The following is a 17,077-nucleotide window of genomic DNA, read 5'->3' as shown; positions in this document are numbered from 1 at the left end:
CTGCTCCCACATTGGATCTGTGTCGTTCACAAATCCCCTGTGGGAACGAGCCTGCTCGCGATGGCGTCCTGCCAGACACAGCAGAAACATAAGGGAACCTGCAACCATGAACACCCTCAACCCCACCACCCCGCGCATCGCGCTGATCGGCGAATGCATGATTGAGTTGCAGCAGCGCGCCGATGGCAGTCTGCAACAAAGCTTTGGCGGCGACACCTTGAACACGGCAGTTTACCTGGCCCGCGAGTTGGGCGAGGGAGCCCGCGTGGATTACGTCACCGCGTTGGGCGATGACAGTTTCAGTGATGCGATGTGCCAGAGTTGGGCGGACGAAGGCATCGGCCTGACGCTGGTTCAGCGCCTGCCGGGGCGTTTGCCCGGTTTGTATTGCATCCAGACCGATGCTGCGGGTGAACGTCGCTTCCTTTATTGGCGCAACGAAGCGGCGGTGCGCGATTGCTTCACCACGCCTGCGGCTGCGCCGATTCTGGCAGCATTGCCGGATTACGATGTGCTGTACTTCAGCGGCATCACGCTTGCGGTGCTGGGTGAAGCAGGGCGTCAAAAACTCATTGAAACGCTGATTGAGGCACGTCAGCGGGAGGCGCGGATTGTGTTCGACAACAACTATCGACCGCGCTTGTGGAGCAGCGTCGAGCAGGCCCGAGCGGCCTATCGCGAGGTGTTGCCCTATGTCGATCTGGCACTGTTGACCGTGGACGATGAGCAGGCGTTGTTCGGGTTTGCCGACACGGCGGCGGTGTTCGCGGCTTATGAGCAGATCGGCACTGTGGAAGTGGTGCTCAAGCGCGGCGCCGCATCGTGCCTGATCCGGTGCGGCGGCGAGTTGTTCGAGGTGCCCGCGCAACGTGTCGAGCGAGTCGTGGACACCACGGCGGCGGGGGACTCATTCAGTGCGGCGTACCTGGCCAGTCGCTTGCGGGGCGGTGGCCCGGCAGAGGCCGCTGCGGCCGGGCACCGGTTGGCGAGTCGGGTGATTCAGGTGCAGGGGGCGTTGATTCCGAAATAGGCCGTGAATGGCTGTTTGCTGCACACGCGGATCGCGGGCAAGCCCGGCTCTTACAGGGGGGGTAAAAACCACCCCTCAATCGCGGTAAAACACCTGCACCAGGTGATAGCCGAATTTGCTCTTGATCGGGCCGTGCACCACCCGCAGCGGCTTCTTGAAAATCACTGCGTCGATGGCACCGACCATCTGGCCGGGACGTACTTCGCCCAAGTCGCCACCGCGTTTTCCGGAGGGGCAGGTGGAGTATTTTTTGGCCAGCACATCAAAGGCCTCGCCCTTGGCGATGCGTTGTTTGAGCTGTTCGGCCTCGTCGGCGGTTTTCACCAGAATATGGCGGGCTTGAGCTTTCATGGGGCAGTTACCTTGTAGCGGTGGTGTCGGCGGGGCGCGATTATGCCTGATATCAACCGGCCTGGCGGATCATGTGGCGAATCTTGCTGGCCAGTAACTCAATGGAAAACGGCTTGGATACCAGGTCCATGCCCTCGTCGAGAAAGCCCTGGCGTTCCGCGGCTTTTTCCGCGTAACCGGTCATGAACAGTACTTTGAGATCCGGCCGATACTGACGGGCGATCTCGGCCAACTGCCGGCCATTCATGCCGGGCAGGCCAACATCGGTGATCAGCAGGTCGACCCGAAGCTCGGACTCGATCAAGGGCAGCGCGGCCCGGGCGTCCTCGGCCTCGTGGGTGGTGTAACCCAGTTCGTTCAGCACGTTGAGCACCAGCATGCGCACAGCCGGGTCGTCTTCGACCAGCACCACCGACTCGCCGGCCGTGGCAAACGGAGGGTCCTGAGGCAGGGGCGCAACGGGTTTTTCCTGCGGTACGGCGTACAGCCTCGGCAGGTACAACCGCACGGTGGTGCCTTGGCCGGGCTGACTGCTGAGGGTGACGTGGCCGCCCGACTGCTGGGCAAACCCGTAGATCATCGACAGGCCCAGCCCGGTGCCCTGGCCGATGGGTTTGGTGGTGAAAAACGGGTCGAACGCCTTGGCCAGGATGCGCGGGCTCATGCCCGAACCGTTGTCGCTGACCCCGAGCATCACGTAATCACCGGCCTTGACCGGCTCCAGTGTGCTGATGTCGGTGCCGTCGAGGTAGCTGTTGGCGGTTTCGATCCGTAATACGCCGCCCTCGGGCATCGCGTCACGGGCGTTGATCACCAGGTTTAGCAGGGCGTTTTCCAGTTGACTGGCGTCGGTGTTTACCGGCCACACGTCGTTACCCAGCCGTAAGTTGAGCTCGATGTGCTCACCCTTGGTACGCCGGAACAGCTCCTCAAGGGAACGCACCAGCGTGTTGGGGTCCAGCGGTTGGCGATTGAGCGACTGACGGCGCGAGAATGCCAGCAGTCGATGGGTGAGCGCAGCGGCGCGGTTGGCCGACGACACCGCCGCCTCGGCGAAACGGCCGATTTCGTCGCTGCGGCCATCGGCGATGTAGCGCTGTATCAGGTCAAGGCTGCCGATTATCCCGGTCAGCATGTTGTTGAAGTCATGGGCGATGCCGCCGGTGAGCTGGCCCACGGCTTCCATTTTCTGGGCATGGCGCAGGGCGTCTTCGGCCCGTTCACGTTCGAACATCTCGCTTTGCAGGCGTTGGTTGGCCTCGGCCAGGGCCTGGGTTCGTTCGCTGACGCGTTCTTCCAGGGTTTCATTGAGGTTGCGCAGGGCGGCCTCGGTCTGTTTACGCTCGGTTTCGTCGATCACGAAAATGTAAAAACCATTCACCGCGCCGTCGGCACCGAAGCGCGGCAGGTACTTCATCAGCGCGAAACGCGGGCGCCCATCGCGGTGCGGTGAGTACGCCTCAAAACTGCACGGCTTGCCACTGAGGGCCGCATTGATCTGCTCGACGCGGGTGGCATAGATCTCGTCACCCAATACTTCACGGATGCTCTGACCGTAGAGCTCCTGCGGGGTCATGCCGTACCACTCCAGGTACGCGCTGTTATTGAGGCGAAAGCGCTCCTCGCGGTCGACGTAGCCGATCAGCACCGGCATGGCGTTGATGATCAATTGCAGCTCTGTCTGGCTTTGGCGCAAGGCCTGTTCGGTGTGCTTGCGCTCGGTCAGGTCCAGGGCAGCACCCAGAAACCGGGTCGGCCGACCATGGTGGTCCTTGTAGCAACGCCCTCGGGCGAAGACCCACCGCACCTCGCCATTGGCCAGCAACAGGCGATATTCCTCACCGTATTCGGTGCCGTGGGTGATGCAGTGCTTGATGCTGCGGGCGACCATGGCCCGGTCTTCGGGGTGGACGCCGCTCAGGTAGGCACTGATCGGCAACTGTGAGGCCAGCGCCGGGTCGATGCTGTGCAACTGCGCGAAGTGAGCGTCGGCAATGAAACGATCCTCGCCAATATCCCAGTCCCAGGTGCCCACCGCATCGGTGGCGGCCAGGGCCAGTTGCAGGCGTTCTTCGGTTTCGTGCTGGGCCTTGAGGCTGGCGTCGGAGCGTTGCTTGAGTTCCAGGGCGATGCGTCGGCGTTCGTTGGTTTCGATGGCCGTGACCAGGATTCCGGCGACTTGTCCGCGCTCGTCTCGGATGGGGCTGTAGGTCAGGTCCAGCCAGAAGTCGGACTCGTGTCCGTTGCGTTGCAGGTTGAAGCGTTGTTCGGTGTAGGTGCGAACCTGCCCCTGTAGGACGGCGCTGTAGATCGGGTCAGTAAAGTCTTTAAGTTCTGGCCAGACCAGGTGTGTCGGCTGTCCGAAAGCCTGCGGGTGCTTGTTGCCCGCAAGCAGGGCGAAGCCATCGTTGTAGATCTGTGTAAGCGTCGGCCCCCACAGCAGCAACATCGGCATGGGCGAGTGAATCACGATGTCCACGGCGGTGCGCAGGCTTTGTGGCCAGTGGCTGGCAGCGCCCAGTGGGTTGTTGGCCCAGTCCAGGCGAGCAATCAGGGCCTGGGCATCGCTACCGGAAGGGGATCCGTTCATCAAGGGTTCCTGCGTCAAGTCGGTACGGCGGCGTCTACTATCCTTCAACGGTGTAGACGCTTTATCAGGCGTTTTCCGTTCAATTGAATGCTGCCCGGACGTTTTTTGCCATGGAAATTCACTCGTTGTTGAGAATGCTGGCCAGTCAGGATGGCTCTGATCTGTACCTGTCCACCGGGGCGCCGCCCAGCGGTCGTTTCAATGGAATTCTCCGGCCAATGGCTCGTGAAGCCTTCAAGGTCGGGGAGATTGCCGCTATTGCAGCGAGCATTATGGACGCCGAACAACGCGTCGAGTTCGACCGGGAGCTGGAAATGAACCTGGCAATTTCCCTGGCCGGTGTCGGGCGGTTTCGGATCAATGTCTTCAAGCAGCGCAATGACGTGTCCATCGTTGCCCGTAACATCAAGCTCGATATTCCACGTTTCGAAGACCTCAAGCTGCCGCTGGTGCTGCTCGAAACCGTCATGCTCAAGCAGGGCCTGATGTTGTTTGTGGGGGCAACCGACTGTGGCAAGTCAACGTCGTTGGCGGCGTTGATCGACTACCGCAACCGCCACAGCAGCGGCCACATCATCACCATCGAGGACCCGGTGGAGTACATCCATCGACACCAGAAGTCGATCATCAACCAGCGCGAAGTCGGGGTCGACACCCGAAGCTTTCATGCCGCGCTGAAAAACACCCTGCGCCAGGCGCCGGACGTGGTGCTGATCGGCGAAATCCGCGACCGCGAAACCATGGAGCACGCCCTCACGTTTGCCGACACCGGGCACCTGGTGATTTCGACCCTCCATGCCCACAACGCCAACCAGGCGCTGGACCGCATCCTCAATTTCTTCCCTGAAGAGCGTCGGCCACAGTTGCTGAACGACCTGGGCAACAACCTCAAGGCGTTCGTCTCGCAGCGACTGGTTCGTACCCGCGATGGCCAGCGTCGCGCCGCTGTGGAAGTGATGCTGGGCACGCCGACCATCGCCGACCTGATCCGGCGCAATGAATTGGGCGAACTCAAGAACATAATGGAGAAGTCGAGCGGGTTGGGGATGAAGACGTTTGATGCGGCGCTGTTTGAATTGGTCGTCGAGGGCGTAATTGATGAGGAGGAAGCGTTAAAACACGCGGACTCAGCGAATAACTTGCGGTTGCGATTGAAGTTGCAGACTGAAACATTATCTGTTCAGCAACGCTTGACGGGAGAGTGGGGGTTGATGGATTAATGTTGAAGGATGTCTGTAGAAGTTGAACGGTTGGGTTTGTTTGCTGATTCACTATTTATGGGTGGTAATAAATTGCTTGTGTTGTGACTGCTGTCTATGAGTTGGTTTTTTCTTGGCCGAAATGTTATCTAATAGACGATTTCTTTGAATTGTCCGGTTTGTGCGCAACTATCTTTTTCTTAATGATCGCGTAATTAATTGGTTGATAGGAAGTGCTGCGTGATAACTAGAGTTAAATCGAAGGCGTCTGTTGTAGCTGCAGCTGAAGCACATCGTCTGCGCATGACTGAAGATGTATCGGAGAAACAACAGCTGTTGATCCTCCTCCAGGAGCTCGTGAAGAAAAATGGACACGTAGATACTATGCGGGTCGACTTGGATGACGAGTTATTCCAATTGCGCTCCGGGTCGTCGCTTCATCATATGCACACGCCTGCCAAAGTTTTGCTACAGGAAATGTGTGACTTCAGGTCGATGGTAGTCGTGTATAAGTACTATCAAATTGACGATACGGATGAGTTCTGTGTCACTGTTCGTGGTGAGGTATTTGTTTCCGGCGATCAAGGGAAACGGGATGTTACGCAGTGGCTTGATACAGACCCGAATGCCATTGAACGCGTACGTTTATTGACCGAGTTCGCGAAGGTGACGGGGGATTTTGTATGGGACTCTGATGACATGGTGATCTCCCAGTGGTTGAGGTTTCACAACCTGAATGTTCCCGCGACGATTGCAGAGGTAAAAAACCTGATCGTATTCCTGTCGCTGGAACTCCCGGCGGCTGACGTGTTCGGCACCTACTGGGGCCAACTTGTTGCTGATAATGAGGCATCGGCCGTATTAACCGATGAGGAGATCAAGCGTATTCGGGCGGTCACGGCGAGGACGGTTTCCGGTAGAGAGAAACTGCTTGAAACGTTGCACGTCAATACTGGAAAAACGCTACCCGGCGGTCAAGCCCGACATACCATCAATCAGTCGATCAACGATCTGCTGAACCACCCCGCTTCACAGCTAAGTGCAAAAGAATACATTGATGCCTTGCAGTGGTATGGCGCCGCTCCAGATGAAAACCTTACTGGCCAAGACCTTGCGCAAGTGCTCGTGACTGCGATTCTTGTTGATCTCGACCACTACAGTGGCCGGGATACGCGGCGAAATCACATCTGTGGCTACGATCTCTACCAGCCTCGGAATGTTGATTTGCCCTGCGAGATAATTCTTGAGGATTTCGAACGTCAGCTGTTGAGCGGTGGCCATGTTTCCAGTGGGCTGGCCCCCTTTGCGACTCATCTGTTACTGGCTAAAACTGCACCGGAGTTTCTGGTTAAAGACATTCCGTTCGATCTCTTGGTTGGCTCGCTCGGCTGGGTCAGTTTCAGCCGCGTGGTGGCGGTGATCGAGCTGAGGGCGCCAGGCAGTTCGCGTTCGATGAGCTATGAACAAGTGATGGCGTTCGCTGCGATTGAGCCGGTCAGTCGGTTGATGGAGCAATTGCAGGGACTGTTGGCGATCCCGTCAATTATCGATTGGGCGCTGATCAACGAGCTGATTACCCATGAACAATTAAACGAGTCCGAAAAAGATGCGTCGCTTATTGCACTGGCAGCCTATGAGCGCCACGCGGCATTGACTGCTCATGCAGCCGAAACGTTCTCGACCCCGCTACCCACTCGAAAACAGGTTGCGCTCAAAGCGTTGAAGGAAGTCGCGCCGGACGGTGACTTGGAGAGTCGCTTGCTCTACACCCGAGGCGACAGGGTATACAAGGGTTTTACTAACATACAGAACTGGTCTCCCAAGCCCGATGAACAGCCGAACTCGATTTACCGCCCTAACGGACATCCGCTATCGATGGCCGACGCCCACATTTGCGGATACCTGGTCGGTGGTAACTGGGACAAACCTGACGGCGACAGTATTTTTAAAACCTGGCCGGGTTTATCTGGGCTGGGAAAGGTAGATGACCAGTTCAGTGCTGACCTCAGGGTTCATCACGGCAACATAAATAAAGCCTATTCCACGATCTTGAAGTTGGCGATGTCGAGGATGGTTGACAGCGATCGGATTATCTTCCAGAACAATAAGGTCGGTGTATTTACGCTTCGTCCTTCAGTGGCTAAAAACCATATTCCCGAGCCAAGTACCAGTAACGGAACACTGGGTGCCAGTACGCCGCTTAAAAATTTCATGGCGGAAACCCAGGCAGAAAAAGATGCTGCTACAGGGCGCTATGGCGTAGTGATATGTGCTTTTCACGGTAATAATCAAATCACCTGTTACGAAGTTTTCATACTGCAAGGTGAGTGTTATAAGAATTCGGAACTGGGTGCGTTGATTGGCAGAACGAAAAAAATGCATGTTGGCTCCAGAGTAGACTTTTCAGGTAGCCTGTCTGAGAAAACATTGGCAATGCCGACCACTGACAACATTCCGGTTGATATCAGGAACTACACCCATGGGGTGGGTTCCCGGCTGTACACCCTGAGTTCGGCGGTCATAGAGAAACTTGGCGAGATTGCGCCGCCGTCAACTCCCGTTGCGCGAAAACGTAGTCTTTACAGCAATTTTGATTGCGCTCAGTTTGACAAGATCGCAACATTCATTGTGAAAAATCGCCCACTGGCTACCTATGAAGAACTCAAGGAAGTTGCCACGGAGCTGACCTGGATTGAGACGGCGATGGGCACCCAGCAACGACACACCGAATTCCTGGTCAATCTTGTCGTGCCGCTAAAAAGTTGTATTGAAGACCTGGTTTCTGGAGACCGAAAGCGGGTAGCCGACGGTATTTTTGGTTGCATCATGGATGTCATGGCGCTCCTCGGCACTGCGGTGGGCGTCGCGAGCAAAGTGATAAGCGTCGCGGCCAAAAGCATCTCGATGACGGCCAAGCTTGCCAAGCTCGCAACGTTTGCCATCACCATGACTGTGTCGGTGTTCAATCCACTGGGCGGGCTGGGAGATCTTGGGCGAAGCGTGGTGAAGGTGTTCTATAAGGGCAGCTTGCGATTGGGCGCAAGTGGTCTTCACATGTTGGAAACGGCGACTTTCCAGCTGCGTAAAGTCGCGGGAAAGGCCAACTCTTACGATCTGATCAATGCAACCAGTTATCCACTGATGGGGCAAGGCTTGTGGCGGCCGCTGGAGAATGCTGGTGATGCATTGGGTATCTGCGCCATTCGGCCAAAGCAGCATTGGTATGCAACGAATCGGTTGGGCAAACCATGGGGGCCGCAATTGAAGAACTTTATCTTCGACCAGCCCCTTCGCTTGCCTCGACTCCACGCATTATTTCCAGTGGACTTTACCCGACTGATTATTCAGGCAAGCGTGCCTATTGCCCGTAGGAGGGCGGCCAATGCTCTCAATGCGTTGGGTAACAGTTTCTATAACCTTGAGACCAATCTGGCCATCGGGTTGCTGTTCGGTGGCACGTCCAAGGGACGGGACCAGGCGCTGACGTTCCTGAAAGTTGTTAAAACGGACTTCGACGGCGTCTCCGGCAGGAACTTCATCCTGGCTGCTGCCAAGGATGACGTCAGCACCGCATCACTCATACCCGAGGCTTACAAAGCCTGGAAAAAGGCTGGCTCGCTTGCCGGGGTAGATAAACCGGTCATTACGGTCTACTGCGAAAATATGAATGATCATTTTTACGGGAAGCTAAAGCACGAAGTCATTGCCAATGATCTGGTGCATGAAATGTTCCGGGGTGGACCGGCCGCTCAAGGCTTGAGCTATATGCTGGAACCGAAAGAGATGGACCCTGAGCACTATCAGTTGAATGTCGCGCCGTTGCTGAACCTTGCCTTGGGCGAGCTTGTGGTTTCATCAGAAGAGTCGCCCGTACGCAAGCATGACAGCGCAAAGGCACTGGAAAATGCGGACTCTTTCAACCTCGTGACGGTGCTGTTGAGCCAATTGATCACGGATAGACCAAAGTTTGTGCGCAACCTCCAGATCATGTCAGCGGCAGTTGAAGGGCGTCGGCATGGCCCTATAAACGTTGAGGTGCTGGTTAGCCTCTGATCCACGTTGATTGTCAGGGCGATGTTGCAGTGCGCACTGCGACATCGCCCGCTGATTCACCTCCTGTTTCAGCAGCATCCCGGGCAGTGCCGGCCGCCGCTTGGCGGCATTCAGTTCGCAAGCTCCGGTCGATCCCTAAACTGCTCCAGTGCTTCGGGGTTGGCCAGTGCATCGGTGTTTTTCACCGGTTGCCCGTGAACCACATTTCTTACCGCCAACTCGACAACCTTGCCGCTGATGGTTCGCGGTATATCCGTCACCGCGACTATCTTCGCCGGCACATGCCGAGGCGTGGTGTTGGCGCGGATGATCTGGCGAATCTCCTGCTCAAGGTTGTCGTCCAGCGTTACGCCATCACGCAGGCGCACGAACAACACCACCCGCACGTCATCCTGCCATTGCTGGCCAATGGCGACTGAGTCCAGTATCTGATGGATCTTTTCCACCTGACGGTAGATTTCCGCGGTGCCGATGCGTACGCCACCGGGGTTGAGTACCGCGTCAGAGCGCCCGTGGATCAGCCAACTGCCGTTGGGCCGTTGTTCGGCGTAGTCGCCCTGAGCCCAGACACCTGGGAACTGGCTGAAATACGATGCGCGGAGTTTTTCCTGCTGTGGGTCGTTCCACAGGCCGATGGGCATCGCCGGGAAGTGTCGGGTGCAGACCAGCTCACCTTTTTCGCCAATGACCGGTTGGCCGGACTCATTCCAGACTTCAACGGCCATGCCCAGGCCCTTGCACTGCATCTCGCCACGGCGGACCGGCAGGACCGGATTGCCGGCGATGAAGCAGGAAACGATATCGGTGCCGCCGGACATCGACGAGAGGCACAGTTCGCTTTTGATCTCGCGATAAACATAGTCGTAGCTTTGCGGCGACAGTGCCGAACCGGTCGAGAGCAGGGCTTTCAGGCTGCCAAGGTCATGGCTGAGGCGTGGCTGGATATCGTTGCTTTCCAGGGTTGCCAGGTATTTGGGGCTGGTACCGAAAACGCTGATGGCTTCGCTGTCGATCAGGTCGATCAACCGTTGCGGGCCGGGATGGAAGGGCGAGCCGTCGTACAGCACCACGCTGCTGCCGACCGCCAAGGCCGAGATCAGCCAGTTCCACATCATCCAGCCACAGGTGGTGTAGTAGAACAGTCGGTCGTCAGGTCCGAGGTCGACGTGCAAACCGTGTTCCTTGACGTGTTGCAGCAGCACGCCGCCGACGCTGTGGATGATGCATTTCGGCACGCCGGTCGTGCCGCTCGAGTAGAGAATGTACAGCGGATGCGCGAAGGGCACCGCGACGAACTCAGGCTCGCCGCCGGGACGGTAAAAGCTGTCCCACAACGCGACCCTGGCGTGGGTCTTGTAGTCTTCAATACGAGCTTGTGGCCGGGCGTACGGGACGATGATCAGTTGCTGCAGGGATGGCAGGCGTTCGAGGATTTCGTTGACCTTGGTGGTCTGATCGATCTCTTTGCCAGCGTAGCGATAACCGGCGCAGGTGATCAGCACTTTCGGTTCGATCTGGCCGAAGCGGTCAACCACCCCGTGCGTGCCGAAATCCGGCGATGAGCAGGACCAGATCGCGCCGAGGCTGGTGGTCGCGAGCATGCCCACCAGGGTCTGCCATGTGTTGGGCATGCACGCGGCAACCCGGTCGCCGAGGCCGACGCCTGCGGTTTTCAGGCTGTGTTGCAGGCCGGCGACATGCCGCGCCAGTTCGGCGTAGCTCAGTTGTTCGCGCTCACCGTTTTCACTGACGGCGATCACGGCGATGGCCTCGTCGCAGCGGCGCAGCAGGTGTTCGGCAAAGTTCAGCGTGGCGCCGGGAAACCACTCGGCGCTGGGCATGTGTGGCCCTTCACGCAGCACGGTTTCAGGTGGCTGCGCGAAGCGAATGTCGAAGAAATCGACGATGGCCTGCCAGAAGTCTTCGCGCTGATCGATGCTCCACTGATGCAGGGCTGGGTAGTCCGCAGCAGCAAGGTGATGGCGCTGATTGATGAAGCGCCGGAAGGCCTCCATGCGGGTCTTGCCGATACGCTCGGCGCTGGGTTTCCAGAGGATATTGGACATGGTTGGCCTCTTTTTTTTCTTATTACACGCTTACTGGCGCTTGCTCCCGCTCGGCTGCATAGCAGTCGTAAAATGATGAACGCGTTGCCATTGGAAGACCGCGTCAGCCAGTTTGGGCCCGCTTCGCGGACCAGCGGGAGCAAGCTCCCTCGCCACGTCGGTCTAACGGCGACTACTGCGCCAACCACCCTCCATCAATGTTCCATGCCGCGCCACGCACCTGGCTGCCGGCCTCGCTGCACAAAAACAGTACCAACTCGCCCAGTTGGGAAGGCGTGACGAATTCCAGCGACGGCTGTTTTTCTGCCAACAGGTCGTGCTGCGCCTGTTGTGGATCGACCCCGGTTGCGGCGCGGTCATCAATCTGCTTTTGCACCAGCGGAGTCAGCACCCAGCCTGGGCAAATGGCGTTGCAGGTGACGTTGCTGGTGGCGGTTTCCAGGCCAACCACTTTGGTCAGGCCAATCACCCCGTGCTTGGCGGCCACATACGCCGCTTTACCCACCGAGCCGACCTGGCCGTGTACCGAAGCGATGTTGATGATGCGCCCCCAGCCCTTGCCACGCATGCCCGGCAGGCTCAAACGGGTACTGTGAAAGACCGATGACAGATTGATTGCAATGATCGAGTCCCAGCGCTCCACGGGGAAGTCTTCGACCGCCGACACGTGCTGGATGCCGGCGTTGTTTACCAGGATGTCGACGCCACCGAATTCGCGTTCGGCGTAGGCGATCATCTCGGCAATCTGCGCCGGGTCGCTGACGTCGGCCGGGTGATGGCCGACTTTTCCGCCGAACTGTTCGACCTGCGCGATGACCGTTGAAGCATCGCCGAAACCGTTGAGGATCAGGTTGGCGCCGGCCTTGGCCAGGCTCAATGCGATGCCTAGCCCGATGCCGCTGGTGGAGCCGGTGACCAGTGCGGTCTTGCCCGAAAGAGTTGTCATGTATGCCTCACACAATGCCGGTGGCGTAGAAAGTGCCGATGACCACGAAGACCGCCAGGGTCTTGATCAGCGTAATACAGAAAATGTCTTTGTAGGCCTCGCGGTGAGTCAGTCCGGTCACGGCCAGCAGGGTAATCACTGCGCCGTTGTGCGGCAGGGTGTCCATGCCGCCGCTGGCCATGGCCGCAACCCGGTGCAGCACTTCCAGTGGAATGTTGGCCGCATGGGCCGCCGCGATAAAGTCATTGGCCATGGCGGCCAGGGCGATGCTCATGCCGCCCGAGGCGGAGCCGGTGATGCCGGCCAGCAGAGTGACGGTGATGGCTTCGTTGACCAGCGGGTTGGGAATGCTTTTCAGCCAGTCGGCCAGCACCAGGAACCCCGGCAGCGAGGCAATGACCGCGCCGAAACCGTATTCCGAGGCAGTGTTCATCGCAGCGAGCAGGGCACCGCTGACCGCGCTTTTGCTGCCCTCGGCGAGTTTGCTGCGGATCGCTTGAAAGCCGAACACCAACACCATGATGATGCCTACCAACAGCGCAGCCTGGACCGCCCAGATGGCGGTGAGCTTGGCGATTTCGGTGGTGACCGGCGCGGTCATGCCCGGCAGGCTGAGGCTGTGGGTCTTGCCGTACCACAGCGGAATCCAGTGGGTGAACAGCAGGTTCATGATGCCCACCATCAACAGCGGCGACAGCGCTATCCACGGGTTGGGCAGCTTGATGTCGGCAGCGGTTTCAGGTTCGTTGCGCAGGTCCGCGCCGTAGCCTTCGCCACTGCGCTGGGCCTTGTTGCGCTGGCGTTGCAGAAACAGCATGCCGGCGCAGAACACGAAAATCGTGCCGATCAGCCCCAGCCACGGCGCCGCCCACGCGGTGGTGTTGAAGAAGGTGCTGGGGATGATGTTCTGGATCTGCGGGGTGCCGGGCAGGGCGTCCATGGTGAAGGAAAACGCACCAAGGGCGATGGTTGCCGGGATCAGCCGTTTCGGGATGTTGCTCTGGCGGAACATTTCCGCTGCAAACGGATACACCGCAAACACCACGACGAACAGCGACACGCCGCCGTAGGTCAGCAGGGCGCAGACCAGCACGATCACCAGCATCGCTTGACGGGTGCCGAGCAGGCGAATCGCCGCCGCGACAATCGAACGCGAGAACCCCGACAGCTCGATCAGCTTGCCAAACACTGCGCCGAGCAGGAACACCGGGAAATACAGTTTGATGAAGCCGACCATTTTCTCCATGAACACCCCGGTGAAGGCGGGCGCAACAGCAGAAGGGTCAGTGAGCAGGACGGCGCCAAGGGCGGCAATCGGGGCAAAGAGGATAACGCTGTAGCCACGGTACGCAGCAAGCATCAGCAGCGCGAGGGCTGCCAAGGCAATGATCACACTCATGGTGTGTCTCCTGGGATTGTTATTTTTGTGGGGTGGATCTTTTGTAGGAGAGGGCGTTAGCGAGTTTCGTGCCAACCGATCAAGCTATTGAAATATAAGGATAATTATCTATTTTGTTTGTTGTTTGAATTATTTGTCTCTTTTTTGAGATGTTTATTGGCTGGGATGGCCCCTTCGCGAGCAAGCCCGCTCCCACAGGGGGCTTGTGAACGACACAGATCCAGTGTGGGAGCGGGCTTGCTCGCGAAGTTTTTGATCATTTCTATATATGGAGATCAATGTCTCGTTACTGAGACTCGGCAATCCCCAGCGCCACCATCTTCTTGTACAGCGTCGAGCGGCCAAGCCCCAGCCGCGCCGCCGCTTCGATAACCTTGCCGCCACATTGCGTGAGCGTGCTTTCAATCAACTGCCGGTCGAACCGTTCACGCGCAGCACTGAAGGTCTCATTGGCAATGGTTTCCAGGGTCAAGGACGCGGAGCGCTGCACAGGCACGAAACTGCCAATCGCCGCGTGAATCTCGGCCGCGTTCAGGATCAGGTCGTCGCTGAGCAAAGCAGCGCGTTCCAGCACGTTGCGCAGCTCGCGAATGTTTCCCGGCCAGGCGTGCTGGCCGAGCAACTCCAGGGCCGGGCGGTCGAGTTCATGCTGGCTGCGCAGTTCTTCAAGGATCGCTTCGCTGAGGGCCGGCAAGTCGTCGAGGCGCTCGCGCAAGGGCGGAACCTGGATCGGCAGGACGTTGAGGCGGTAATACAAGTCGGCGCGAAACTCGCCGCGCTTGATCGCCGCTTCCAGGTCTGTGGACGTGGCGGCGATGACCCGCACATCGCTCTGGATCACTTCGTTGGAGCCGACCGGTTCGAATTCTTTTTCCTGCAGCACCCGCAACAGTTTGCTTTGCAACGGCAGCGGCATGTCGCCGATCTCGTCGAGAAACAAGGTCCCGCCCTGGGCAATCTGCAACTTGCCGGAGCGGCCCTTGCGGTCGGCACCGGTAAACGCGCCGGGTGCGGTGCCGAAAAACTCGGCTTCCAGCAACGCCTCGGGAATCGCTGCGCTGTTGATGCTGACAAAGGCTTTGTGCGCCCTCGGCGAGGCGCCATGAATCGCCTGGGCCAGCAGCTCTTTGCCGGTGCCGGTTTCGCCCAGCAACAAGACGGGCGACTCGGTACTGGCGCTGCGTCGGGCGCGGCGTTTGACTTCCAGGCTGGCGGCGCTGGTGCCGATGAAGTGAGCAAAGGTGTACTTGGCCTGACGGGCACGCAGTAATGAGCGGGTGGAGGCCAGTTCTTCCTGCATGCTCAGGTAGCGTTTGAGCATCGGCGACAGGCTGCGTAGCTCGTCGAACAGCGCAAAGCCGATGGCGCCGATCACCGCGCCTGCGTCGTCGTGGATTGGCAGGCGCATCACCACCAGCGGCTCCTTGGGGGTGTCCTGCATGTCCAGCAGGATCGGTCGCCCGGTGCGCACCACTTCACGCAAGAGGCTGCCGGGGATCACGCTTTCGCAGGGTTTACCGATGGCTACATCCGCCGACTCCAGGCCGAAGCGCTTGGCGTAGCGCTCGTTCATCCAGACGATGTTCGCGTCGCGGTCGACAATCACTGTGCCTTCGCTGGACTGCTCGATGATCTCGAACAACGAACGGATCGCCAGCATGCGCACACGTTGGTAGTCCTTGAGGCTGTCGGTGGTGTTCATGGTTGTCATGTCCGGAGTATGTGGTGTTTGTGCGGACGCTTTCGCGAGCAAGCCCGCTCCCACAGGGGATTTGTGAACGACACAGATCAAGTGTGGGAGCGGGCTTGCTCGCGAAGGCCGCGACACGGTGCAACGGCATGCCGGGGATTATGCCCAGCCCGGATGCGCCGCCGCCAACAGCTCCTTGGTATACGGATGCCGGGGTGCGTCGAACACTTCATGGCTGGCGCCGCGCTCCACGACTTTACCGTCCTTGATCACGATCATGTCGTGGGCCAGGGCGCGGACCACCGATAAGTCGTGGCTGATGAACAAGTAGGTCAGACCGTGTTTTTCCTGGAGTTGACGGAGCAGGGCGACCACTTGTTTTTGCACCGTGCGGTCCAGGGCCGAGGTCGGTTCGTCGAGCAGGATCAACGCCGGTTTGAGCACCAGTGCGCGGGCAATCGCAATCCGTTGGCGCTGGCCCCCGGAGAATTCGTGGGGGTAGCGGTGACGGCTTTGCGGGTCGAGGCCGACTTCTTCCAGTACGCGGATGACCTGAGCCTCACATTCGGCGGCCGTCGACTGGCTGTGCACCTCCAGGCCTTCGCTGATGATCTGCGCCACTGACATGCGTGGGCTGAGGCTGCCAAACGGGTCCTGGAACACCACCTGCATCTGTTTGCGCCACGGCCGCAACTGCTTTTGGTTCAGGCCATCGAGGGCCTGTCCCTGGAAGCGGATACTGCCTTGGGAGTCGAGCAGGCGCAGGATGGCTTGCCCGAGGGTGGACTTGCCGGAGCCGGACTCGCCAACGATGCCCAGGGTCTTGCCGCGTTGAATGCTGAGGCTGATGCCGTCCACGGCGTGCAACCAGGTTTTGCGTTGGAACAACCCGCCACCCAGCGCAAACCGCACGCTCAGGTCGTCGACTTCCAGCACCGCTTCGCGCTCGTCCCGCGGCAAGGCTTCACCCTCCGGCTCGGCGTTCAACAACACGCAGCTGTAGGGATGTTTCGGCTGGGTGAAGAGGGTTTCACAGTCGGCCTGTTCGACGATTTCACCGGCGCGCATCACGCAGACTCGCTGGGCGATGCTGCGCACCAGATTGAGGTCGTGGCTGATCAGCAGCAGCGACATGCCGAGGCGTTGTTGCAGGGATTTGAGCAGCAGCAGGATCTTGCGCTGCACGGTGACGTCGAGTGCGGTGGTCGGTTCGTCAGCGATCAGCAACTCCGGCTCGCAGGCCAGGGCCATGGCAATCATTACCCGTTGCCGCTGGCCTCCGGAAAGCTGATGAGGGTAAGCCTTGAGCCGCTCTTGCGGCTTCTGGATACCCACCAGTTCCAGCAGTTCGAGAATGCGTTTTTGCGCCGCTTTGCCACCAAGCCCCTTGTGCAGCAGCAAGGTTTCGCCGATCTGTTTTTCGATGCTGTGCAGCGGGTTGAGGGAGGTCATGGGTTCCTGGAAAATCATCGCAATCCGGTTGCCGCGCAGGCTGCGCAAGGTGCGGGTATCGGCACCGAGCAACTCCTGGCCCCGGTAGCGAATGCTGCCGTGGGTCTGGGTGCCACTTTCGGGCAACAATTGCAGGATCGAGTGCGCGGTCACCGATTTGCCGGAACCCGACTCGCCCACCAGCGCCAGGCACTCACCGGGGCGGATATCCAGGCACAGGTTGCGCACCACGGTCTGGCCACTGAAGGCCACACTGAGGTCGCGGATTTCGATCAGGTTGTCGCTCATGTCCAAGTCCTGC

The 17,077-nt window shown here is 58.9% G+C and carries 10 protein-coding genes; 3 read left to right on the top strand and 7 right to left on the bottom strand.

Annotated features, from left to right (window positions below):
• Positions 1–106 precede the first annotated feature (106 nt).
• Positions 107–1,030, top strand: a complete 924-nt coding sequence (locus tag AC1Z1G_RS16360) for a sugar kinase (protein WP_483621079.1) — start codon at positions 107–109, stop codon at positions 1,028–1,030.
• 75 nt (positions 1,031–1,105) lie between these two features.
• On the opposite strand, the gene AC1Z1G_RS16355 is transcribed toward AC1Z1G_RS16360, so the two are convergent.
• Entirely contained in the window at positions 1,106–1,381 is a 276-nt protein-coding gene (locus AC1Z1G_RS16355; RefSeq protein WP_095170376.1) for a peptidylprolyl isomerase, read from the bottom strand.
• Between the two features lie 52 nt (positions 1,382–1,433).
• A complete protein-coding gene (locus tag AC1Z1G_RS16350) occupies positions 1,434–3,971 on the bottom strand; it encodes a hybrid sensor histidine kinase/response regulator (protein WP_483621078.1) in 2,538 nt (845 codons plus the stop codon).
• Positions 3,972–4,081: 110 nt separating this feature from the next.
• Between AC1Z1G_RS16350 and AC1Z1G_RS16345 the strand changes: the two genes are divergently transcribed.
• On the top strand, positions 4,082–5,191 hold the full coding sequence (locus AC1Z1G_RS16345; protein WP_483621077.1) for a PilT/PilU family type 4a pilus ATPase: 1,110 nt from the start codon (positions 4,082–4,084) through the stop codon (positions 5,189–5,191).
• A 282-nt stretch (positions 5,192–5,473) separates the two neighbouring features.
• A complete protein-coding gene (locus AC1Z1G_RS16340; RefSeq protein WP_483621076.1) occupies positions 5,474–9,223 on the top strand; it encodes a hypothetical protein in 3,750 nt (1,249 codons plus the stop codon).
• A gap of 110 nt (positions 9,224–9,333) precedes the next feature.
• Here AC1Z1G_RS16340 and AC1Z1G_RS16335 read toward each other — a convergent pair whose 3' ends face one another.
• From AC1Z1G_RS16335 to AC1Z1G_RS16315, 5 genes are all read right to left on the bottom strand, one after another.
• Positions 9,334–11,289 carry an acetoacetate--CoA ligase gene (locus AC1Z1G_RS16335; RefSeq protein ID WP_483621075.1) on the bottom strand — a complete coding sequence of 652 codons (1,956 nt, stop codon included), beginning with the start codon at positions 11,287–11,289 and terminating at the stop codon, positions 9,334–9,336.
• Between the two features lie 172 nt (positions 11,290–11,461).
• Positions 11,462–12,235 (bottom strand): 3-hydroxybutyrate dehydrogenase, encoded by a 774-nt coding sequence (gene hbdH, locus AC1Z1G_RS16330; RefSeq protein ID WP_483621074.1) that lies wholly within the window; start codon positions 12,233–12,235, stop codon positions 11,462–11,464.
• 7 nt (positions 12,236–12,242) lie between these two features.
• The gene (locus tag AC1Z1G_RS16325) at positions 12,243–13,634 is read right to left on the bottom strand and encodes a GntP family permease (protein WP_483621073.1); all 1,392 of its coding nucleotides are present in this window, start codon (positions 13,632–13,634) and stop codon (positions 12,243–12,245) included.
• A 286-nt stretch (positions 13,635–13,920) separates the two neighbouring features.
• Positions 13,921–15,336, bottom strand: coding sequence for a sigma-54 interaction domain-containing protein (locus tag AC1Z1G_RS16320; protein ID WP_483621072.1), 1,416 nt, complete (start codon positions 15,334–15,336; stop codon positions 13,921–13,923).
• A gap of 147 nt (positions 15,337–15,483) precedes the next feature.
• On the bottom strand, positions 15,484–17,064 hold the full coding sequence (locus tag AC1Z1G_RS16315) for an ABC transporter ATP-binding protein (protein ID WP_483621071.1): 1,581 nt from the start codon (positions 17,062–17,064) through the stop codon (positions 15,484–15,486).
• Positions 17,065–17,077 lie beyond the last annotated feature (13 nt).

The sequence above is a fragment of the Pseudomonas sp. JL27(2026) genome, from assembly GCF_056933555.1.
Note: the sequence above shows the minus strand (reverse complement) of the source record. Positions and strands in the feature narration are given on the sequence as shown.